Raw genomic sequence first — 23089 nt, 5'->3', positions numbered from 1 at the left:
TTGCAATACTGATACTAATCTACTAAGCTCTTTGAGTTTCAACGTAACGTTTCACGCTCCGCACAAAGCAAGTCGAATCATTTTTGCATATTGCGGACCGCCAACTGGAGTTAAATGCACGCCATCGTCGGTCAGATATTCAGAGTGACCTTCACTAAAGCCGTGCCAATCAATAATTCCAACATTAGAATGTGTTGCAGCAAACTTTCGCAAATGTTCGTTAGTTACATCTTGCCATGGCTGCGGTACGCGCGTAGTAACAAAGTAAACTGGCTTACCTTTTGCGGCGTCAACCATACGTTGCAGTACACTGTCGTCGCGCGGAGGGCCGTTGGTGCCAAGAGCAAAAATAACTACATCTCCAGCGTGTTTACTCGCAATATCTTGCTCATATTCATCAGCACCATGGAAAATTTGTCGACTTACTTTTCCGTCAATAAAAGCATTAGGCATTACTTGCAATAAGTATGGTTTTGCGCCTTCAGTAATGGAGTCGCCAACCATGGTTAAGTTTACAGAACAGGTATTGCGCTGCTTATTAATGCGAGTATGCGATGCGGCAAGATTGTGTGGTACTTTTTCTGCGATAGGGAAAAGTACGCGATATGGCGATGGTACTGGTGGTAAGGATTGTTTTGTTATATTTTTGTGTACACCTTTTACATCACGTTCTTTAGAAGAAGATTGAGCTTGCTGAGTATGGTTTTTGTTTTGTTCTGACGGCTGAATTGTAGCAGTCGTCAACTCTGGGCGAAGTTGAATCGATCGCTGTTGAGCAATGCTATTCCAATTTATAGGCAATGCAATCAATGCAATAAGAATGAAGCAGCATAATGTTATTGCTATGTAGCGAATAATCTTAAGTAAATGCTGGTTGTTTAGCGGCTTTTCAAATAATTGATAGAAGCATTCAGCAATCACAATAATGATTGCTATTTGCAAGAGTTGCTCCCACCAAGAAATTGCAGTCGTTCGTGTTGCTGGGTTGCACAATTCCAAAATAGGGAAGTGCACTAAATAAATAGCAAATGAGCGTTTGCCGAGATATGCTAATGGCTTCCATGCAAATAATCGTGAGCATATGTTGTCAGTTTGCGTGCATGACCAGAGTATTAATGTGCATGCGGCAGCTGTTAGTGTGTATCCACCAAAAGTGAATACAGACGATGTGCCATCTGCATATACGAAACAGTAACACAATATAATTGTTGCCATTAAGCCAATACAAGAGCGTTGCCATGGGTGCAAAGGATTGTAAAGCACAGTTTTTGGCTTGTTAAATACGTTGTCTGGAAGTTCACGTAAATCAGATGTTTCGGTGGTGGCGGCGTTCTGAGAGAAGTCAATTTGCAATCCTTCTCGCAAATCTTCCGGAATACCTTCCTTAATTGCAGCCTGCGTGACATCAGTAAAAACTTGTTCAGTAGTATTAGCACTATCTGGGTTGTTGTGGTTAATGTCGTATGTTGCTGTAGCAGAAATAACCGTCACTTGCTTATTGCCGCGTAGCCAATACCATAAGCGAATCAGCCATTCATGTAATGAATGTTTCGCAAACCACGCACCATACATTGCCAGCATTGCGCCTAATAAGAATTCTGATGCTCGTGTATCGAGTGAATAATAGACTCGCGCCGGCGTTGTGTAATTGCCGAATAAGTGTGCAAAGGTAATGGTTAAAGCGGAAGACAGTATGACAAGGCACGCAGTAATATACATGCGACTCATTGCGCTGTATACGAATTTTACGAGCACTGTAAGAATAAGCGGCCAAACAATGAAGGCTTGCATAATCAGTCCGAGATACCAAAGATGTTTAATCGGAGAAGGCAATCCTGATTGTTCAAAGTATGACAGCTTACGTATTACGTACATGACGTTACTGAAGAAACTGACTCCTGGAAGAGCATCTGCTTGTAATTTTGGCAATAAACTTGGTGAAACCAGCCACATGCTGGGTGCTGTAATAGCGATAATGCCCAGTGTTGGCGGCCAGATTCGTTGAATACGGTGCCAGATGTATTGCCAGTAATGCGTAGTCTTCTGTGTAGCGTTACCGCTGCTATTAATAGTATTTGCAGTGTTGCCGACTGTTGCTTTGATACCATTGATTTGGTTAGCTTGAGTTTGTTGACTGGCAGTATCGTAGCCACCACGTGCAGCTTTTTCATTTTTGTTTGCGTTTAAGTAATTCAACACAGCACGTGTGCAAAAATAACCTGCTAATACTAAGAATAATGTGACACCGAGGAATCCGCCAGCAAGAGTGCTTGGGCGCATGTGAAAGCATATGATGCCAATAATTGCTAGCGCACGCAAACCATCAATCGCAGGATTTCTTTTAACGCTGGAAGATTGTTTTTGAGTAGATGAAGTGTCAGCAAACTCTTGGCTTACACGTGCCTTACTAGCATTATTTTCGGTTGAAACCTCCGTTTTGTTGGGGGTTTGATTGACCAGTGAAACAGTGGAAGTATTCACGCGTCTTTTTTCTGTCATCTTGCCTGCGCTTCGTCAACCATACTGGTGTGTGTATGCAACTTATCGTGTGTAAAACAGAGCTATGATAACTGCGTCTTGAGACAGTTTTGTTCCATAAAGCGTGTCTTATTACAATACCTAATATATCGTTGAAAATGGTGGATTTTTGTGGGATTTTTTGAAATATTTTTCGTTATGTTCTTTGTTCACAATTATGTGCAATAGTATGGGGAATGGCACTACTTATACTATGCCGTTCGTTGGTGCGCGGTAGAGTGAGATAGAACAGTCATATGAATTGTTATTAAAGTTACTAAAGGAGCCAATATGGCAGAAACTTTTAACGTTGTGGTTGAGATTCCACGCGGTTCTAAGAATAAGTATGAAGTAGATCACGAAACTGGTCGCGTGTTCTTGGATCGCACTTTGTTTACCGCTATGGGTTATCCAGATGATTACGGTTATATTGACGGTACTTTGGGTGAAGATGGCGATCCGCTTGATGCTCTTGTGATGATTCCAAATTCTGTATTCCCAGGATGTGTTGTTGAATGCCGCGCTGTTGGTTTATATCACATGGTTGATGAAGCCGGTGGAGACGACAAGGTTTTGTGCGTGCCAGCAGATGTTCGTTTCGATGACATCAAGGATATTGATGACGTGAACGAGTATCACAAGGCTGAAATCAAGCACTTCTTCGAGCAGTACAAGGCTTTGGAGCCAGGTAAGGAAGTTCTCCCTGGTGACTTCTGGGCTGGTGTAGAGCAAGCAGAAAAGGAAATTGTTGCAGCTCGCAAGCGTCTTGCTGAAAGTGAAAAGTAAGATTCGCTTGTAATAAATTGATTGTAAAAATGTATAAAACGTCGGAAACATTGCCTTATGTTTTCGACGTTTTATTTTATAAAATACTCTTTGTTCTATGAATATTCTTGCCAATTTTGGCAACAAATAAAAGAATAAATCGCAAAAGAGTAAATCGCATATGCAGGTGAAAAGTATTTTTACAGCACCACTACGCAGCAATGAGCATGCCGAGTCCGGCAATATAAATCAACATGCCTGAAAGCATAATTGGTAATATGGCAAACGCAATGCTATGAGTTGTACCATTTTTGATATTTTCATAGTATTCACCACAATTATTGCGCATCCATAAGTAAGAAAGACTCGAAAGTATTATTACCATAAATATGCATAAAACAACTACTAGTATGCCGCCATCTGTACTGCGTAATGATGGCATAAATCGAATAATTGACGGCAAAAATAGCCAGCCAGGAAGTGCTGCGCATGCAATACTTGCAATTAAGGTATGAGAAAGATTTCGTACCAAATTTGTGCGATGTTCACGTAGCATTTGGCGGATGAAAGTAACAAATGTTGTTGCAACGAGAATCAGTGCAAACGATACTGCCCAGCGTTCATAAGGTCGTATTGCTGCAATGAATTTACTCATTGACACAGTCTCATTGTCAGTAATGACACTCTGTGGAAGCCAACCTTTCAAGGCAAGAGTTGCGCACCAAGCGGAAGCGATACCTGCGCATAAAGCAATAGCGCGATCAATCATATTTCCGTGCAAAGGCCAAAAAGTGAGGAATGTAAGAAGTATCAGCATACAAAAGGTGAGTAATATTTTTGCTGTTGCTATCGGTGAAGCTGCTGCGCTTGCAAGAAGTATTACAACAATAATCTGGGTTATCGCCATTGCTGATGCATGAATATGAGGTGCGTGAGCTTGCTTTTCATGAGTGGTGGCACAGGAAGCAGAATCGTGCTGCGCTTCATTATGGTAAGCATGTGTTGTATCGCTCATACGTACTCCTGAATGTTAATAAATATTCTTACAAAGCACTATGTGCCTGCAAAATTGCAGCACAGTATTGTAATATCTATTACTAATAACGTCTATTACTAATGTAGTCTATAACCTGCACTACGTTTCCTGCTATGAAGATTATGTAAATTTGCGTGTTGATAAAGCTTTGATTTGATACGTTACGTAAGTCGTGCAAAAATATTAAGAGTAGGTTGCATTCTTCCTAGTATGGTTTACAATGCCTGTAACGGCTTGAATTTGGTGCTATATCACGTGTTGGTTGGAGGCCTCTTATGACTGATATCACATTGATGACTTCGTGTGCCTCTCCTGCTTCTGTTTTACCTTCGCTTGCGTTACTTTCACATCGTGTGCGTGTGCTTCCTATGGATGCAACGAGTTTAGCAAAACTTCCCGCGCAAACTGTTCTGCTTCTTGATGCTCGTGAAGATTTGGCTTTAGCTAAATCGTTGTGTGCTGCTTTGCAAGCGGCTAGTATTACCGTTCCTGTTATGTTGATCCTTACTGAGGGCGGTTTTACGGTAGTGAATTCTTCGTGGAATATTGATGATGTTGTGCTCACTAGCGCTTCTCCTGCAGAGGTGGAAGGTCGTTTGCGTTTAGCTTCGCAGCATCCAGATGCTGGTGTTTCGTTTATGCATTCGCAAGATATTGCAGTAGCTGATGTGCCTGTTGAAGATAATGGGATTATGCGTTCTGGTGATCTTGTTGTTGATATGCGTAGTTATACTGTGAGCTTGCATGGACATCCTGTTGATTTAGCCTATAAAGAATTTGAATTATTGAAGTATTTTGTGCAACATCCCCGGAGAGTATTTACTCGGGCGCATTTATTGCAAGAAGTATGGGGCTATGATTACTACGGCGGTACTCGCACGGTTGATGTGCATATTCGTCGTCTTCGTGCAAAGCTTGGTGTTGAATATGAGCATCTTATTGGCACTGTTCGTAATGTCGGTTATCGGTTTGATCCGTCTGAAATTGAAGAAGATAGTGAAATGACTGAGCATGTTGCGGATAATGCTGATAGTGCAGATAAAAATTACGCAAACGATAGTAATGTTAATAACAATAATGATGACAATAATAATGACGAATAGCTTTGCTGAGAATTAGTTCAATAACACTATTGATGGTGTTGTAATAACATTAGTCGGTAAAATTTTATGATGCGCGAATCAAAACAAGAAAAGTTGGCGCGGATGCATGCTGAATATGCGTTGTTGTGTCAAGAAATACCAAATCCGCAGTGTGCTCTTAATTTTTCTAATCCATTTGAGCTGCTTATTGCAACGGTTTTAAGTGCACAAACAACAGATAAAAGAGTTAATACAGTCACACCAAAACTTTTTTCTACTTTTCCTGATGCAAGTAGGTTAGCTGTAGCTTCAGATGCACAAGTTGAAGCTATTATTCACCCACTTGGCTTTTATCGTGTAAAAGCACAGAATATTATTGCATTATCTGCTCGATTATGTAGTAATTTTAACGGTGTAGTGCCTTCAAATATGGAAGATTTAATATCACTGCCGGGTGTTGGTCGCAAAACTGCTAATGTTGTGCTTGGTAATGCTTTTGGATTGCCTGGTTTCCCTGTAGATACTCACGTAATACGTGTTACTGGTCGTCTTGGTTGGAGGAAAGACTGGAATAAGACGAGTAAACATCCAGACCCTTATGCTATCGAGCGTGAAATAACAGCGTGTTTTAAGCCTGAAGAGTGGACTAATCTTTCACATCGACTTATCTTGCATGGACGAAGAATTTGTACTGCGCGCAACCCGCAGTGCTTATTGTGCCCGTTAAAAGCAACTTGTCCGTCTGCTCACATATGAGAAGCATATTCTTCCCATTCAGCTCTTGGTATAGACTGTAAGCTATGTCAAGAACAGGTGATTATGAATTTGCAGCTTCCAACGCAACTCATCATAAGTCAACAACAGGTTGGATTCCGTGGGTTGTATTCATAGTTGTGTCGGTAGTAATGATCGGTGTTTTGTGGTGCGGATGGCAAATGTATCAAGGTCATTCACCCATTGAAATGATCGCTCATCCTGCAGGTAATTCTGTATTAAAAGTTGGTTTGCGAACAGCGCCTGACTCTCTTGATATTCGCACTGACGATAGTGATGCTTTACAGCAGGCTTTGCTTGACAACGTTTACGAAACATTGGTTAAGCGTGGTGATGATAATAGCTTGCGACCAGGGTTAGCACAGTCGTGGAATGTTTCAAAAGATGGATTAGTATATAGTTTTAATTTGCGGCAAGGTGTACATTTTTCCAATGGCGATTCCATGAATTCTGAATCCGTGCTTCAATCATTACAACAAGGCATTACTAAAAATTATCCAGGCTATAGCGCACTAACAAATATTAAAACTGTTACTAATCCGGATGATACTACTTTAGAAATTACTTTACATAAGCCGGATGCGTTACTGTTGCGTCGCCTTTCAGGACGTGCAGGTATTGTATATGACACAAAAGCAGTAGTTGACTACTCGAGTAGTGCGCTCGGTACTGGTCCTTTCATTGTGAACAGCTATAGCAAAGGTAATTCTTTAGTACTTTTGCGCAATAACAGATACTGGGGATCTCCTGCAGTATGCGCAAGTATCACTCTACAATATTTCGCTAATGATACAGCTTTGGCAGAAGCTATGGAGCATGGCAATATTCAAATGGCAGTTCCGCTTGAAGGTAACGAAAATAAGCGTCTTGCTGCAATTGCCAATACTCAAATGGTAGATGGGCAAAGTACTCGCGTTCGATTTATTGCGATTAATACTACTGTAGCGTCCATTTTTTGTGATGAACAAGCTCGCAAAGCAGTTGCCTATGCTGTTAATCCCCAAACAGTGATTGCATCTGATGGCAACGGTGGTGTGCTTGTTGGAGGTCCTATTGATCCGCTTTCAACAGGTTATGAAGATTTAACTGGAATATATCAATATAATCCGAATAAAGCTGCTTCGCTTTTCCATTATTTTAGTGCAAGTTATTTGGGCACTATTACTTTTCTCGTGCCACAAGGTGAGGGAAATGTTGGTCGTGAGTTATCAAAACAGATTAGCTCTGTCAGTGGTTTTAAAATTAATCTCGAAGAAGTGAACCAGTCAACGCTACAGCAACGCGTAAACGAAGGAAAGTACGATATTGCGCTCGCCACTATGAATCATACGTTAGATCAGGGTGCATTTGCGGAGAATGGTTCACCATTTGTACTTCAGGATGCGCGCGCACAGCAAGCTTGGGCAAATGCCGTTCATGCTAAAAATGCCAGTGAATACGAAACTAATGCTCGTGCTTATGCTCGTGAAGTTGTTAATAATAATGCAGCTCGCTGGTTGTATGCTCGTAAAAGTGTGATGGCTGTGAAAACCAACGTAAGTGGTTACGCGAAAAATATGACAGATCAATTATTACCATTGCATGATGTGAATGTGAAATAGAAAAATGCTCACTCTTATCAGTAAAATGTATCGTATTTTTCTTCGCAAGCGGCACTTTGTTGTAATTAACTTTGTTGTAATTATTATGCTAAATAACGTTGCAAAGTGGCGCTTTTTGCTACTTAGCCCTATATTTATCTCACTGTGATTGTTTGTGTTGTCGCGCTAAGTTTCTAATATTCAGTTCATGAGTGAACAGGATAACACAGTAAAGCATGCGCATTTAACGCCGCTTCCTAACAAAGTGAGCGTTGATGGCCTCGAAGACAAATGGCGTAATAATTGGGAAGAAGCCAAGACTTACGCTTTCCATAATTCCCGCGACCGCAAGGCCGTATATTCTATTGATACTCCACCTCCAACTGTAAGTGGTCATTTGCATGTTGGTCACGTATTCTCCTACACGCATACTGATGTGGTTGCGCGCTATAAGCGAATGCAAGGCTTTGACGTGTTCTACCCAATGGGTTGGGATGATAACGGCTTGCCAACAGAGCGTCGAGTGCAAAACTATTACGGCGTGCGCGTAGACACTTCGTTGAAATATGATCCTGATTTTAAGCCGCCTTTTGAAGGTACTGAAGGCAAGAAGATTGAGGCAAAAGATCAGGTTCCTGTAAGCCGACAGAACTTTATTGAACTTTGTGAGCGTTTAACTTCCCAAGACGAGAAGCTGTTTGAGGCTTTGTGGCGCAGGCTCGGTCTTTCTGTGGACTGGTCGCAAACTTACCACACGATTGGCGAGCAGCCTCGCCGAGTTGCACAAAAAGCATTCTTGCGCAATCTTGCTCGCGGAGAAGCGTATCAGAAAGATGCTCCAGGCTTGTGGGATGTGACTTTCCAGACTGCTGTTGCTCAAGCTGAGCTTGAATCGCGCGAATATCCTGGTTTCTATCATAAGATTGCGTTCCGTTTTGAAGATGGTACGCCAATTTATATTGAAACTACACGTCCAGAATTGCTTGCTGCTTGCACATCTTTGATTGCAAATCCAAATGATGAGCGTTACAAGAAGTACTTTGGCCAGGAAGTTTACTCACCGCTGTTTAAGGTGAAGGTTCCGATTTTGGCTCATTCTGCTGCTCAAATGGACAAGGGTGCTGGCATCGCAATGTGCTGCACTTTCGGTGACGTAACAGACGTTGAGTGGTGGCGTGACTTGAATCTTCCAACTCGACCAATCATTCAGCGAAACGGTCGCATTGTTATGACCACTCCTGATTGGATTACGGATGAGTCCGGTCGTGAAATGTTTGAGAAAATTGCTGGTAAAACCACGTTCTCTGCTCGCAAGGAAGTTGTTGAAGCTTTGCAAGCTGCTGGAGATATGGAAGGTGAGCCAAAGCCAACAAAGCGTATGACGAACTTCTACGAAAAGGGCGATAAGCCTTTGGAAATCGTCACTTCTCGTCAATGGTACTTAAAGAACGGCGGTACGGACGAAAAGCTGAACGCTGAGCTTATTGAGCGCGGCAAGGAACTTAACTTCCACCCAGACTTTATGCGCGTGCGCTACGAGAATTGGGTTCACGGCTTGAACGGTGACTGGCTTATTTCTCGCCAACGCTTCTTTGGTGTGCCATTCCCACTGTGGTATCCAGTAAACGAAAATGGGGAAGTGGATTACGAGCATCCTTTGACTCCTAGCGAAGATTGTTTGCCAATCGACCCAACTATTGACGTTCCAGAAGGATTCGACGAATCTCAGCGCGACCAGCCAAACGGCTTTACTGCTGAGCAAGACATTATGGACACTTGGGCTACATCTTCCTTAACTCCACAAATCGTGACTCGTTGGGAAGAGCCAGGTGAGGAAAATCAAGCTCTGTTTAAGGCTACTTTCCCAATGGATTTGCGTCCACAAGGCCAAGATATTATTCGTACTTGGCTGTTTAGTACGGTTGATCGTGCGCATCTTGAAAACGGCTGCTTGCCTTGGAAGCATGCTGCACTTTCTGGTTGGATTCTTGATCCTGACCATAAGAAGATGTCTAAATCTAAAGGCAACGTGGTTGTGCCAAATAAGCCAATCGAAGAGTTTGGTGCGGATGCTGTTCGCTACTGGGCAACTTCTGCAAAGCTTGGCTTGGATGCAACTTACGACGAAGGTCAAATGAAGATTGGTCGCCGTTTGGCGATTAAGCTTTTGAACGCTACGAAGTTTGCGCTCGCGATTGGCCGCGAAGACGAGGAACATCAGGTTCTTGAGCATGCTAATGCGGACTGGAATTTTGCAGACGTTACGGAAGTTTTGGATCGTTCCGTTATGGCAAAGCTTGCATCTGTAATTCGTACTGCAACTGATGCGCTTGAGTCTTACGAGCATTCTAAGGCTTTGGAAGCAATCGAAACCTTCTTCTGGGAGTTCTGTGACGATTACATTGAGCTTGCAAAGAATCGTGCTTACGGTACTGCAGAATCCACTGGACGTACTCCAAGTGAAGCTGCTGTAAAGTCTGCTCGCACAACTCTTGGTCTTGCGCTCGACGCTTTGGCTCGCCTGCTTGCTCCTTACTTGCCTTATGCTACGGAAGAAGTGTGGAGTTGGATGCATGACGGTGAAGGCTCTGTGCATCGTGCAAGCTGGCCATGCGCTAAGGCGTATGAGGCTGCTGCAAATGGTGTTTCTGTAGATACTTTGGCTTACGCGGGCGAGGCTTTGGCTGCTTTGCGCAAGATTAAGTCTGAAGCAAAAGTTTCTATGAAGACTCCTATTTTGCAAGTGACTTTGAACGTAGCAGAAAATGCTTACAAGTCTGTTGAAGAGACTTTGGATGACGTTGCGGAAGCGGGTCGCGTTACTGGAGAAGTAAAGCTTAACGCTGTTAAGGCTGCAGATGCTGGAGATTCTTCTGAATCTGAATCTGAATCTGCGGAATCTGATGCAACTAACGTAAACGTTTCTGTTGCTCAAAGCGAACTCGGTGAAGCTCCTGCAAAAAAGAAGTAATTGCCAGTAATTGCAAGTAATCGAAAATAATTAATTGCAAAACAAAAGCGCTGGAAGTCAATCTTCGACTCCAGCGCTTTTTGTGTATTTAATCGCTAAGCATCGTCACTTGCTATAAATTCTGCTGTGATGATCAATATCTACAACAAAAACGGTCAGTACATTATTTTCAATTGCACAAATTATTCTGTAATCCCTTACTCTATATCTCCAAAACCCCGAATAGTTGCCAGTTAGCGCTTTGCCTCTGATTCGAGGATTGTCGAGATTGCTAATTTCGCGAAGTTCCTTAACGATTTGCTTAGCAATTGTTTTGTCAATTTTCCCTAGCTGTTTTTCAGCTCTTTTAGATAAATTAATTTTCCAAATCAAGGCGCTTCACCACGTCGTCGAGTGGAGATGTTTCTAATTCTCCACGCTTATATGCTTCAATATCTGCCATTAGACCATATTCATGTTCAAGTTCATCGATTTGAGCCTCTAGTGCTTGATTCATGTAAAATGAACGAGTGCGGTGAGTGGTTTTAGCGAGCTGATTATAACGATCTAAAACGTTAGAAGGTACTCTTAATCCTGTAATTGTTGCAGCCATTTCTAATCTCCATTGTAAAACATGTAAAACATATATTACCTTACATGCAGAATAATGCAATCCAATGCGCAATAATCGATAAGCATCGCGCGGTAACGCTAGACTGTAAACCATGAATCCAGAAAGCTTAAGTGAATTAATTGAAAAAATTGCTAAAGATTTAGTAGCAAACGGTAAAGCTGGCAGTCTAACAGAAGATTTGATTCCTGCAGCCGAAAAACTTGCAGTTATGAGGCCAAAAGATCGCGCACACGGCGATTGGGCTACGAATGTTGCTATGCAGCTCGCTAAAAAAGCTGGTATGAAGCCTCACGATTTAGCTGAACTTTTTGCCGAGCGTTTGCAAGAAGCAGAAGGTATTGCGTCTGTAGAAGTTGCAGGTCCTGGCTTTATTAACATAACGCTTGATTCTGCGTCTGCAGCGGCTGTTGTTGACGAAGTCTTAAAGCAGGGTGCGGATTTTGGTAAAAATGCGCATTTGGGTGGCAAAACTTTAAATCTTGAGTTTGTTTCCGCAAACCCAACTGGCCCAATTCATATTGGTGGCACTCGCTGGGCGGCAGTTGGCGATTCTATGGCTCGAGTTTTGGAAGCGAACGGCGCAAAAGTTGTACGCGAATACTATTTCAACGATCACGGCGAGCAAATTAACCGTTTTGCTAAGTCTTTAGTTGCTGCAGCTCACGGCGAAGAAACGCCTGCAGACGGCTACAAAGGCGCGTATATTAACGAAATTGCTGACGCTGTTATAAAAGAAGCACAAGCAGACGGCGTTGATGTTCTTTCCTTACCTCGAATTGATCTTGGTAAAGACGAGGAAGGTTTGCCGCTTGGCGAGGGCGACTCTGAGCAGCGTGAAGAGTTCCGCAAGCGCGCAGTGCCAATGATGTTTGCTGAAATTCGCAAGTCGATGCGCGATTTTCGCGTTGGCTTCGACGTGTGGTTCCACGAAAACAGCCTGTACGAGGATGGCGAAGTTGAGCGCGCTATTGCAGACTTGCGTGAGCGTGGAGATATTTTCGAAAAAGACGGCGCAACTTGGTTTGAATCCACTAAGCATGGCGACGACAAGGATCGCGTAATTATTAAATCCGACGGCAACTACGCTTACTTTGCTGCAGATATTGCTTACTATCGCGACAAGCGTCACCGCGAGCAGAATCCTGCAGACGTAGCAATCTACATGCTCGGTGCGGATCATCATGGCTATATTGGCAGAATGATGGCAATGTGCGCGGCTTTTGGAGACAAGCCGGGCGAAAACATGCAGATTCTTATTGGCCAGCTTGTAAACGTTATGAAGGACGGAAAGCCTGTGCGCATGAGCAAGCGTGCTGGAAACGTTATTACGATTGACGATTTAGTTGATGCAATTGGTGTTGACGCTTCGCGCTATTCGCTTGCTCGCACCGACTACAACACAAGTGTTGATATTGATTTGGATTTGCTTGCTTCTCACAGCAACGATAATCCTGTGTATTATGTGCAATACGCTCACGCACGCAGCTGCAATGTTGCTCGAAACGCAGCGGATGCCGGAATTACGCAAGATGGCGCTGATTTAAGCCTGCTTAATACCGAGGCTGACGGCGAAGTGCTGGCTGCTTTGGCGCAATGGCCTGCAGCTCTTGCACAAGCTGGCGATTTGCGCGCTCCTCACAGAGTTGCGCATTATCTTGAGGATTTGGCTGCCAGCTACCACAAGTGGTACAACCTTGAGCGCGTAGTGCCAATGGAGTTAAGCGATCCAGAAAATCGTTTGCCAGAAGCAGAGCGCGAAGCAGTTCGCATTGCAAAGTGCCCAGAGCCTGCGCGCGCTGCAGCTCGACTTAAGCTTAACTCGGCTGTGCGCACGGTAATTGCAGAAGGCCTTGATTTGCTTGGTGTTTCTGCTCCAGAAAAGATGTGATTTTGTTTATTTTATATAAGGTTTAGAGCAAAAATATAGAGCATTTTTTGATTAAGTAGGACGTTGGTACTATGCCAGCGTCCTACGTATTTTTGATGAGAAGACACGCGCGAGATGGTAAATTTATGCCAATTAAGTACATGCGATTTATTAATATACCCCCTAATATTATTTTCGCTTTAAATCCACAAGAAAGTCAGGGATTTAGCTGAATAATATGCTTAAACAATTTTCACCATATAGGAGGTGTAAGCATGAGCGTCACAACACAAAGTGTCAGCACAGACAGTGCCCCGAAAAAAAGGAACCTGACAATTATTGAGTCCGCGTACGTGGCGGTCATGTTGTTTGGCATGTTCTTTGGCGCTGGAAACCTGATTTTCCCTGTGTTTCTTGGTGCTAATGCAGGAACTAATTCTGCGCCTGCAGCATTAGGCTTTATTGTTACTGGCGTTGGTTTGCCATTGCTTGGCGTTACAGCACTCGCAATGAGCCGCGCAAACGGTCTTTTTGAGCTTTCGAGCAAAGCTAGCAAAAAGTACGGCATGTTCTTCACTTGTGTGCTGTATCTAACGATTGGCCCGTTCTTTGCAATTCCGCGTTGCGCAACAACTTCATACACTGTTGGCTTAGAGCGCGTTGTTCCGCAGGATGGAAACGGTCAGCTTTACTTGTTCTTGTTCTCCGTAGTGTTCTTTGCGCTCGCGTTCTTCTTTGCTATGAAGCCAAGCGGCATACTCACGTGGGTTGGTAAAGTTCTTACGCCAATCTTCCTTGTGTTCCTAGCGATTTTGGTATTTACAGCACTATTTTCTCCTGTAAGTGGCGCTTCTGCGGATGCTGCTCCTATGGGAAATTACGTTAATAAGTCATTCTTTACAGGATTCTTAGATGGCTACAACACAATGGATGCTTTAGCTAGCTTGGCATTTGGAATTGTGGTTGTTAGTACTATTCGTCAGTTCGGTGTAAAAGATCCTAAAGATGTGGCAGTGAATACTGCTCGCTCTGGTTTCTTTAGCTGCTTGCTTATGGCGTTGATTTACGTTGCGATTGTTATTGTTGGTGTGCGTAGCCGCGCTCTGTTCCCACCTGCGGAAAATGGTGGAGTAACTTTGGCACAAGTTGCACGATACCATCTTGGAAACGTTGGCTTGTTTGTGCTTGCTGCAACTGTAACGCTTGCCTGCTTAAAGACTGCGGTTGGCTTAATCGTAAGCTGCTCGGAAACCTTCTCTAAGTTATTCCCTAAGGGGCCTAGCTACCGTGTTTGGGCTGTATTGATTACGCTTGTTTCGTTTGGTCTTGCAAACTTTGGTTTGAGCGCAATCATCGAATACGCTGTTCCAGTATTAATGTTCTTGTATCCACTGTCAATCGTGCTTATTCTTTTGGCTTTGTGCGGTCGACTTTTTGGAAATTCCAAAGTCGTGTACGCTTGGACACTTGGTTTTACTGGCGTTGCAGCTGTATTTGACTTTTTGAATAGTTCGCCAACAGCTTTGCGCAACGCATTGCATATGAACGATATGTTGATTGTTGCTCAAAACTGGTTGCCGTTCTCGGAATTTGGCATGGCTTGGGTTTGCCCAGCTGTTGTTGGATTTGTTGTTGGCTATGTTTGCAAGGTTTTATCTGATAACAAAGGTATGGAAGAGGTGGCTCGTGCGGCTGTTGGGCCAAATCTTGAAGGCAGTGTTGCTAGCGAAGATGATTATTCTTCAAGCGATGCTGAGTTTAACGAGTCTGCTGCTGACGAACCTAATTTTAGTGAGCAATCCTAGTGACTAATTCACAACTAGTTGTATAGATAGTTGTAATAATAAATAATCGCCATATTACCGCTCGTATGAGCTGTGATATGGCGATTTTTGTATAAAACTCGCGCTTGACTTATTTATTGGAACGATTTAGTATATTTCAATAACGAACAAAATAATGTGCAATCTAAAGTAATTCTCGCTTAGCCAGTAAAGCAAGATACAAAAGGCACGCGTCTAATGCTCGATGTTGAGGCATTAGCAAAAGTGGTTGTTCATGAGTGAAAGGAGTAAACGACGCTGTTTGCAGCATAAGTCTGGCGTTGCTATATATCAAATGATTCATTGGGCGGCATGTCCAAGAACCTTTAAGTTTCTCTAAATATTTCTAAGGAAGAACAACGATGTTGAAACTAAAAAAGTTTGGAGCAATCTCGATGATGCTCGCTGCTGCGCTGTCTCTTACTGCATGTGGTGGCGGCGCAAGCTCTACAAGTAATACTCAAGGTAAAACAACCGTTTCTGTTTGGCACTACTGGGATGGTGCTAATGCAGATGCTTTCGATAAAAAAGTAAAAGCATTTAATGCTTCGCACAAGAACATTGAGATTAAAACTACAAATGTTCCTAATGCTGATTTCTTAACAAAATTACGTGCATCTGCTACGTCAAATACTTTGCCTGATATGGCCATAGGTGATTTGATTTGGATGCCTCAAATGGCGCAAATTGGCAAATCTGCAGACTTAAAAAAGCTTCTCAAGCCTGAAGTAATTGATAATATTAACCCAGCGTTAAAGAATTTCGGTTCAATTGACGGTCATTTAGTATCAGTTCCAATGTCAGCCAATAATCTTGCGTACATGTACAATCGCACAGTATTTAAGAAGGCTGGTTTAGATCCAGATAAGCCGCCAAAAACTTGGGATGAATTAAAGCAAATGGCCAAGCAGATTAAAGATAAGACTGGTCTTCCAGGTTACGATTTGCCAACTGAAGCAGGAGACAGTGGTGAGGCTCTTACCTGGAACTTCCAAGTCAATCTTTGGCAAGCTGGTGGCGAATTCTTAAAGAAAGATAACTCTGCTGCAGCATTTAACACTCCTGCAGGTAAGAAAGCTGCAAACTTCTGGATGGATCTTATTAAAAGTGGAGTGAGCCCATACGCAGGATGGGGCAAGTTTGAAAAAGGTCAAGGTGGTTCTGCTCAGGAAGGTTCATGGATGGTAGGTATTTGGGCTGCTGATCCGCCGTTTGATTTTGCTGCAGCGCCATTGCCAACCCCTGAAGGTGGTAAGCCATCTACCAACCTTGGCGGAGAGCAGGCAATGCTATTTAATAATGATGATGCAAAAGTAAAAGCCGCTGCTGAATTTGTGACTTGGTTCTTGCAAGATAAACAAGTTCTTGATTGGTGTGAATCTACCGGCTTCCTGCCTGCAACAAAGAGTGCTGCTAGCAACGCAGAGTATCGTTCTTGGGTTGAGAAGAAAGAGCCTCGCTTGATGCCATACATTGAACAAATGGCAACTGCTCATACTCGTCCAAACACCAAACTATATCCACAGATTTCGTTGGCATTCGCAAAGGAAATGGAAAAAGCATTTTCTGGCGAAGTAAATGTTGATACTGCATTAAAGAATGCAGAAAAAGCAGTCAACGACGTAATAGCGCAAGGTAAGTAATCATGCGTAACCCGATAGCACAGCTAAAAAATAAGCAGACAGCTGCTATTGACAACGTAAAAGTTGGCAGTAGTAAGCTGATGCAAAATGGTCATAAAACTGTAGGAAAATGGGAGCAAATTCTCACAGCATGGGGGTTGTTACTTCCGGGATTAGTGATTCTCGTCATCTTCACTTTTTATCCAATTATTTCTGCAGCATACACGAGCTTAACGAATTGGAACGGTTTTTCTGCAAATCCAGATTTTATTGGATTGAAGAATTATGTAAAACTATCTCAAAATCCAGAATTTTGGAATAGTTTAACCGTGACTGTTATATATGCGTTTGGCGTAGCTGTGTTATCGGTTGTTTCTGGCTTGATTTTTGCGGTATTACTAGATGCGCCAATTCGCGCTCGCGGATTGTATCGCACCATATATTTCCTTCCTGTCGTTACCTCCTCGGTGGCTGTAGCAATTGTGTGGAAATATATGTTGGATCCATCGGGTCTTGTAAATTCTGTACTCTCATCCCTAGGTATTGCAGGACCCGACTGGCTCCACAATAAGTGGCTAGCATTACTCGCTACTATATTTCTTACAGTTTGGAAGAACCTCGGTTTTAATATCATTCTATATTTGACTGCTTTGCAATCTCTTTCTAAATCAACTTATGAAGCGGCAAGTCTTGATGGTGCTACGAGCTGGCAACAGCTGCGTTATATTACAGTTCCTCTGTTGAGGCCAATGACATTCTTTGTGGTTGTGCAAGCGTTGATTAGCAGTTTCCAATCATTTGATTTAATTTACGTGTTTACTGAAGGTGGTCCTCGAGGGGGCACTGACGTACTAGGAATGTTTATGTATCGTCAAGCATTTAGGTTAGGCAATTTCGGTTATGGCACAGCAATCGCAATAGCGTCGCTGGTATTGGTACTTATCGTAACTCTTGTGCAATGGAAGGTAAGCAATGCAGAAAATAAGTAAAGTCTTTACGAGATTGCGTTCGTTGCATCTTGCTCGACATATTGTGCTCATTATTGGTGCAGCTTCGGTACTTATTCCATTTATGTGGATGTTTACAACCTCGTTGCAAACAAAAGCCGAAACGTATGCTGTTCAATCAGTAATTCCAACATCATGGCATTGGGAAAATTATTTGCATGCTTGGCAAAGCGCTCCATTTGCAAATTATTATATTAATAGCTTGATTATGTCGGCAATTATTGTAGTTGGTCATCTTGCGTTTGATGCTATGGCAGCTTTTGCTTTTGCGCGATTAGAGTTTCCTGGAAAGAAAGTATTGTTCATATTGCTGCTTTCGGCTTTTATGGTTCCTGCTTTCGTAACAGTTATACCTATGTACGGTATTATCGCTCAGTTGCGTTGGATTGATACTATGGCAGCCTTAACAGTTCCACGTTTGGCTGATGTGTTCGGCATTATTTTGCTGCGACAGCATTTTAGCACTATTCCGCGTGAACTTGATGAAGCTGCACGAATTGATGGATGTTCAAGTCTTGGTATTTTTATTAAAGTTATTCTGCCGCTTTCTAAGCCAGCTCTTGCAACTCTTGGCGTATTCTCATTCCTATTCGCATGGAATGATTTCCTGTGGCCTCTGCTGGTTACAAATGCAGAAGAAATGCGTACTATTCAAATCGGATTAAGCGGTTTTGTTGGACGTTATGGTACTTCATGGAATTATTTAATGGCTGGAACTTTGACGTCAACTTTGCCATCAATTATTATTTTCTTCTTCTTCCAAAAAGCTCTTGAACGAGGAATAGCCTCTACTGGTCTTAAAGATTGAAGAAGTGCTAAAACTTTCGCAATTTGTAAAATTTACTATTTGTTAGGAACAAGTCATGCAACCTGAATGGGTAAAATCAAGTGTATTTTATCAGATTTTTCCGGAGCGATTCGCAAATGCAAATGCTTCTATTAACCCTAATCCTGTAGAATCATGGGATAAATCTCCAACTAGAGATAATTTTTTCGGTGGTGATTTGAAAGGGATTAGGGAGCATCTGCCATATCTTGCGGATATGGGTATCAATGCTCTGTATCTTACCCCAATTTTCCAAGCAGATACGAATCATCGCTATGACGCTACTGATTATTTCAAAATTGATTCTCGACTTGGCAATGATGCAGATTTTGATGAGTTTATTAAGCGTGCTCATGAATTGCAGATTCGCGTAGTTTTAGATGGTGTATTCAATCATTGTGGAATAGGCCACTGGGCTTTCCAAGATGTTGTGCGTAATGGCGAACAATCGCAATATGTTAATTGGTTTTCAGTAGAGGGTTTTCCTGTAGTGTCTCATCCGGAACCAAATTATAAAACATGTTCCGGCTGCTACTATTTGCCAAAATGGAATGTATATAATCCAGAAGTTCGTAGACATCACTATAACGTTGCTAAATATTGGTTAAATCGTGGTATTGATGGTTGGCGTTTAGATGTTCCATATTTCGTCAATAAAACATTTTGGAAAGGTTTCCATAATATAGTGAAATCTTTTGGAGATGATAAATACTTAGTAGCTGAAGAATGGCGTAACCCTTCTCAATGGCTTACGCCTGAACTTATGGATGGAACCATGAATTATACTGTTCGTGATTTAGTCCTAGGTTTTTGCACTGATGAAACTTTGGATGCTTATGATTTTGCAGATGGCATGAATGCTTTGTATAACGATATTCCAGAAGAGCACCGCTCTTGTATGTTGAATTTGCTTGGGAGTCACGATACTGAGCGATTACTTACGCGCACAAAAGCTCATGAATATGCTTGGGATACGCCTGCTGAAGACGCTGAGAATTTAGCTTATGCGCTGTTATTCGCTGCTGATGGTGCTCCTATGGTGTACTACGGCGATGAAAATGGCATGGAAGGAGAAAATGATCCGGGTTGCCGTGCTCCTATGATTTGGAATGAGAATGCTTGGAATTTATCTGTTCGTAAAACAGTTTGCAAATTAATGCGTCTGCGTAGAGAAAATGCTGCTCTCCAATATGGCAGGCAGCATGTAGCTGCTTTAGGTAAACATACTGTGTGTATTACGCGCAACTTACCTTCGGGGCGTGCGTGCTTATGCTTAGTGCATCGCGGATCTGGAGTTTACATCAATTGTGATGATTTGCCAGTGCGTATGGATCGTGCTCTATTTGGTGTGCCAAGTATAATAGGTAATCAATACCGTATGGGAGAAAAATCCATTATATTGTATGAAGGTGAAGCAGTGGGGAAGCTATGAATGTTCGTAGAGTGACTATTAAGGATGTTGCAAAGAAAGCTAATGTTTCCAAGTCTGCAGTGTCTTTTGCATATAATGATCCGTCAAAACTGTCTGAGGCGACGGTTGAGCATATTATGCAAACTGCTGAAGAAATGGGATATGTGCGAAGTGCAACAGCTAGAGCATTGCGCACAAATTCTTCGAATGCGTTGGGCTTGTTACTTCCGCAAGGTATTGATACGATTTTGCAAAATCCTTATTATTCACTTTTGATTCAAGGCATTGGGCAGGTTTGCCAGTCAGAAGGCTACACTTTGATGCTTGTTCCTCCGCTAAGAGGTTCAATGTTAAAAGCTATTCCTACAGCTGCAGTAAGCGGTTTTATAATTTGCGGCTTGGAAGCTGAACGTGCAGAAGTTGTTGAAATTTTGAATAAGCATGTTCCTGTCGTGATTGTGGATCCTGCTCAACCTATCAACGTTCCGACTGTAGAAGTTGACGATGAGCATGATTTTGAAGATTTAGTAGATCGACTTATTGATTTAGGTCATAGGAATATTGGTATTGCGGCAATTGAAACGAAATCGCATACTGATTATCCGGGATGGCAAGGAATAGTCGGTAGGCGCATGGCAAGTGTTGTGCGCGCGCTTAAAAAGCACAACTTATCGCCGGAAGATAAAGAGATTACCGTTATAGAAACGCCTTGCACGTATCAGGGTGGCGCTGATGTTTTTAATAAAATGTGGAATGATACTAATCTCGAATGTAGGCCTACTGCGATTGTGTCGTTTAGTGACATTATTGCGTTGGGTGTGCTTGGAGCAGCTCAAGCGCAAGGATTACGCGTTCCTGAAGATCTTTCTATTACTGGTTATGATGATTTGCCTTTGTCTACAATTTGTACGCCACGATTAACTACGGTTCATCAGCCAATTACTTCAAAAGGACGCTTGGCTGCAGAAAGTTTGATTGATCAAATACGCTTTGATGAAGAAGCTTTGCCTGTTTCGCATAAAAAACTAGGAACTGCCTTCATCGTGCGTGAATCGGTTGGGGCAGCTCCTCTTAAGAAGTAATTGGCTTTAATATATTTTGCGGTTTTGCCTAGAAGTTATAGTCGTTTCGATTGTTAATTCATATTGTTAGCAATCAAGCAATATTATAAAATTGATATTTAAAGAGGGGATAACTGTAGTTGAAGGGGATCAACATGGGTAATGAAATTAAATTATTTGAAGGCAAGCAAGTGCGTTCCACTTGGGATAACGAAAAAGAAGAATGGTATTTTTCGGTAGTGGATGTAGTTGCTGTTTTGACAGATAGCAAGAATCCAAGAGACTATTGGTATCGTGTAAAAAGGCGCATGAGTGAGGAAGAAAAAAGTGAGTTGTCGACATTTTGTCGACAACTGAAGCTTACATCGTCTGACGGGAAAAAATATGAGACAGACGCTGCTGATATGCAAGGAATTTTGCGCATTATTCAATCAATACCATCTCCCAAAGCTGAACCATTCAAAATGTGGTTAGCAACAGTTGGTAAAGAGAGAATTGATGAAGTAATAGACCCTGAGCAAGCTATTGATAGGGCTTTAGCAACGTATTTGAAAAAAGGTTATTCGCGCGAATGGATTAATCAAAGACTTCAGTCAATTCAAGTAAGAAAAGAATTGACTGATGCTTGGCAAGATCATGGTGTGAAGGCTGGGAAAGAATATGCAATTCTAACTGACGAAGTGTCTAAAGCTTGGTCGGGGATGACGACGAGAGCATATAAAGATTTTAAGGGTCTTAAGAAAGAAAATCTTAGAGATAACATGACAACTCTTGAAATAGTTCTGAATATGCTTGCGGAAGCAACAACTACCGAGCTTACTAAAACCAATAATCCACAGGGTTTAGCAGAAAATAAGCAAGTTGCTAAACGCGGTGGAAGCATTGCTGGAAATGCTAGAAAAGAGATTGAAAAGGAAACAGGTAAACCAGTTGTCACATCGCAAAATGCAATTGACTTTGGGAAACTTATTGAGGATGTTGCTAAAGAGACTGAATGACTTAGGTGATTTTAAACCAAAAGCCTACGGTACGTTTTCACGTGCTGTAGGCTTTTCTTTAAGTTATTTGATGTCGATTTTATGCGATTCGTGACTAGCAGTTAGATGCCTACATGGGGACAAATTGTCCCCATGTAGAAGGCTTGCGATTTGCGCTTAGAAGTTGCCGCCGTTCCAACCCCAGTCGGTGGTTGCAGTGTAACGAATGTAAGTGCGGTCTTGAGGTACGCCAAGCTCGCGCTCCAAAGCTGCCATAATCTGCTCAGTCAACTTTTCCCAAGCCGAACCAGGCACGCTGGAACCAAACACATTCACCTCAACGTAAGCTGCAGGCTTGGAATTATCTCCTGCAAAATAAATCGGCATATTATCTTCGAATGGGCACATAAGCCAATGCTCACTTTTGCCTGGAACTGCGCTAATCGCCTTGCCGTAAGCAGCTTTTAATGCGTCGCGCTGGGCAGGTGTTGTGCTTACAGAAACATGAGTATGAATAACTGGCATAATCGCTCCTTTGCTAAATTTAGTAAGTTTTATTACTCCACAATATTACTTCCAATATTACGTAACAATTATATGTTAATTGTTAGCCGTCGCGTGTTTAATGGAATGTATGAAAAAGCTTATTGAACAGGTTGTGAAATTCGGTATTGTCGGCATTATTGCGTTGATTATTGACGTCGCGCTGCTGAATTTGTTGCTGCTTGTGCACGTAAATAACGTGGTTGCTGGCACTATTTCGTTTATTATTTCGCTTATTTTTAACTATATTGCCAGTATGAAATACGTGTTTAAGCACCGCGAAGACATGGCTCGTTGGATGGAATTGCTGATTTTTGTTATTTCCGCGGTTATTGGCTTGCTTATTAACGATGTGATTATTTGGGCGAGTACTTTGGGAATGACAGCAGCTATGAGCAAAACTGCAATATACGTGCTTAGAACGAATATTGGTAAGTTAATTGCGACGGTTGTTGTGGCAGTATGGAATTTTGTGATTCGCAAGTGGCTGCTTGATGACACTAAGTCTAAGCAGCCTGATTATGTTGCCGAAAAAGATACGAGTTTTGCACATCGCCTAGGGCAGTGGTCGCTACATCATACGCCAAAAGGTTGGAAGTAAAAGTAGGAGTTAG

The 23089-nt window shown here is 42.3% G+C and carries 19 protein-coding genes; 14 read left to right on the top strand and 5 right to left on the bottom strand.

The annotated features are described in order from the left end of the window. Positions 1-51 precede the first annotated feature (51 nt). Entirely contained in the window at positions 52-2499 is a 2448-nt protein-coding gene (locus HXT28_RS05070) for an acyltransferase family protein (protein ID WP_422113340.1), read from the bottom strand. A 309-nt stretch (positions 2500-2808) separates the two neighbouring features. On the opposite strand from HXT28_RS05070, the gene HXT28_RS05065 reads away from it, so the two are divergent. Beyond that, complete coding sequence (locus HXT28_RS05065) at positions 2809-3303, top strand: inorganic diphosphatase (RefSeq protein ID WP_016636866.1); 495 nt, start codon at positions 2809-2811, stop codon at positions 3301-3303. Positions 3304-3493: 190 nt separating this feature from the next. Here HXT28_RS05065 and HXT28_RS05060 read toward each other — a convergent pair whose 3' ends face one another. Then, positions 3494-4297 (bottom strand): hypothetical protein, encoded by an 804-nt coding sequence (locus HXT28_RS05060; protein ID WP_016636865.1) that lies wholly within the window; start codon positions 4295-4297, stop codon positions 3494-3496. A 296-nt stretch (positions 4298-4593) separates the two neighbouring features. Between HXT28_RS05060 and HXT28_RS05055 the strand changes: the two genes are divergently transcribed. The 4 genes from HXT28_RS05055 (at position 4594) to valS (ending at position 10725) form a co-directional block, all read left to right on the top strand. After that, positions 4594-5421, top strand: coding sequence for a winged helix-turn-helix domain-containing protein (locus HXT28_RS05055; RefSeq protein WP_032814833.1), 828 nt, complete (start codon positions 4594-4596; stop codon positions 5419-5421). A gap of 69 nt (positions 5422-5490) precedes the next feature. Next, entirely contained in the window at positions 5491-6156 is a 666-nt protein-coding gene (gene nth / locus HXT28_RS05050; protein ID WP_032814840.1) for an endonuclease III, read from the top strand. A 44-nt stretch (positions 6157-6200) separates the two neighbouring features. Then, positions 6201-7775 (top strand): ABC transporter substrate-binding protein, encoded by a 1575-nt coding sequence (locus HXT28_RS05045; protein WP_016636862.1) that lies wholly within the window; start codon positions 6201-6203, stop codon positions 7773-7775. A 187-nt stretch (positions 7776-7962) separates the two neighbouring features. Beyond that, the gene (gene valS / locus HXT28_RS05040; protein ID WP_016636860.1) at positions 7963-10725 is read left to right on the top strand and encodes a valine--tRNA ligase; all 2763 of its coding nucleotides are present in this window, start codon (positions 7963-7965) and stop codon (positions 10723-10725) included. Positions 10726-10830: 105 nt separating this feature from the next. On the opposite strand, the gene HXT28_RS05035 is transcribed toward valS, so the two are convergent. Together HXT28_RS05035 and relB are read right to left on the bottom strand one after the other, a co-directional pair. Further along, a complete protein-coding gene (locus HXT28_RS05035; protein ID WP_016636859.1) occupies positions 10831-11097 on the bottom strand; it encodes a type II toxin-antitoxin system RelE family toxin in 267 nt (88 codons plus the stop codon). Continuing rightward, positions 11081-11317, bottom strand: a complete 237-nt coding sequence (gene relB / locus HXT28_RS05030; RefSeq protein ID WP_032814835.1) for a type II toxin-antitoxin system RelB family antitoxin — start codon at positions 11315-11317, stop codon at positions 11081-11083. The genes HXT28_RS05035 and relB overlap by 17 nt, the downstream gene beginning before the upstream one ends. Before the next feature lie 112 nt (positions 11318-11429). Between relB and argS the strand changes: the two genes are divergently transcribed. The 8 genes from argS (at position 11430) to HXT28_RS04990 (ending at position 21953) form a co-directional block, all read left to right on the top strand. After that, positions 11430-13226 carry an arginine--tRNA ligase gene (gene argS, locus HXT28_RS05025; protein WP_016636858.1) on the top strand — a complete coding sequence of 599 codons (1797 nt, stop codon included), beginning with the start codon at positions 11430-11432 and terminating at the stop codon, positions 13224-13226. A 254-nt stretch (positions 13227-13480) separates the two neighbouring features. Continuing rightward, a complete protein-coding gene (gene brnQ / locus HXT28_RS05020) occupies positions 13481-15010 on the top strand; it encodes a branched-chain amino acid transport system II carrier protein (protein WP_016636856.1) in 1530 nt (509 codons plus the stop codon). A 380-nt stretch (positions 15011-15390) separates the two neighbouring features. Next, positions 15391-16671: an ABC transporter substrate-binding protein gene (locus tag HXT28_RS05015; RefSeq protein ID WP_422113339.1), complete on the top strand. Its 1281-nt coding sequence runs from the start codon at positions 15391-15393 to the stop codon at positions 16669-16671. 2 nt (positions 16672-16673) lie between these two features. Further along, the gene (locus tag HXT28_RS05010) at positions 16674-17639 is read left to right on the top strand and encodes a carbohydrate ABC transporter permease (RefSeq protein ID WP_016636853.1); all 966 of its coding nucleotides are present in this window, start codon (positions 16674-16676) and stop codon (positions 17637-17639) included. Further along, a complete protein-coding gene (locus HXT28_RS05005) occupies positions 17623-18465 on the top strand; it encodes a carbohydrate ABC transporter permease (protein WP_016636852.1) in 843 nt (280 codons plus the stop codon). The genes HXT28_RS05010 and HXT28_RS05005 overlap by 17 nt, the downstream gene beginning before the upstream one ends. 55 nt (positions 18466-18520) lie before the next feature. After that, positions 18521-19915, top strand: coding sequence for a glycoside hydrolase family 13 protein (locus HXT28_RS05000; protein WP_016636851.1), 1395 nt, complete (start codon positions 18521-18523; stop codon positions 19913-19915). Continuing rightward, positions 19912-20976 (top strand): LacI family DNA-binding transcriptional regulator, encoded by a 1065-nt coding sequence (locus HXT28_RS04995; RefSeq protein ID WP_422113338.1) that lies wholly within the window; start codon positions 19912-19914, stop codon positions 20974-20976. Before HXT28_RS05000 ends, HXT28_RS04995 begins: the two co-directional genes overlap by 4 nt. 134 nt (positions 20977-21110) lie before the next feature. Then, positions 21111-21953, top strand: a complete 843-nt coding sequence (locus tag HXT28_RS04990; protein WP_016636849.1) for a BRO family protein — start codon at positions 21111-21113, stop codon at positions 21951-21953. A gap of 156 nt (positions 21954-22109) precedes the next feature. Here HXT28_RS04990 and HXT28_RS04985 read toward each other — a convergent pair whose 3' ends face one another. Then, positions 22110-22457: a phenylpyruvate tautomerase MIF-related protein gene (locus HXT28_RS04985; RefSeq protein WP_016636848.1), complete on the bottom strand. Its 348-nt coding sequence runs from the start codon at positions 22455-22457 to the stop codon at positions 22110-22112. Positions 22458-22566: 109 nt separating this feature from the next. Between HXT28_RS04985 and HXT28_RS04980 the strand changes: the two genes are divergently transcribed. Beyond that, positions 22567-23076: a GtrA family protein gene (locus HXT28_RS04980; protein ID WP_032814082.1), complete on the top strand. Its 510-nt coding sequence runs from the start codon at positions 22567-22569 to the stop codon at positions 23074-23076. The last annotated feature ends 13 nt before the right edge of the window (positions 23077-23089 follow it).

Origin of the sequence: Gardnerella washingtoni (assembly GCF_049262705.1) — a bacterium.
Classification (GTDB): Bacteria; Actinomycetota; Actinomycetes; order Actinomycetales; family Bifidobacteriaceae; genus Bifidobacterium; species Bifidobacterium vaginale_D.
This window is presented reverse-complemented; position numbering and strand designations above follow the sequence as displayed.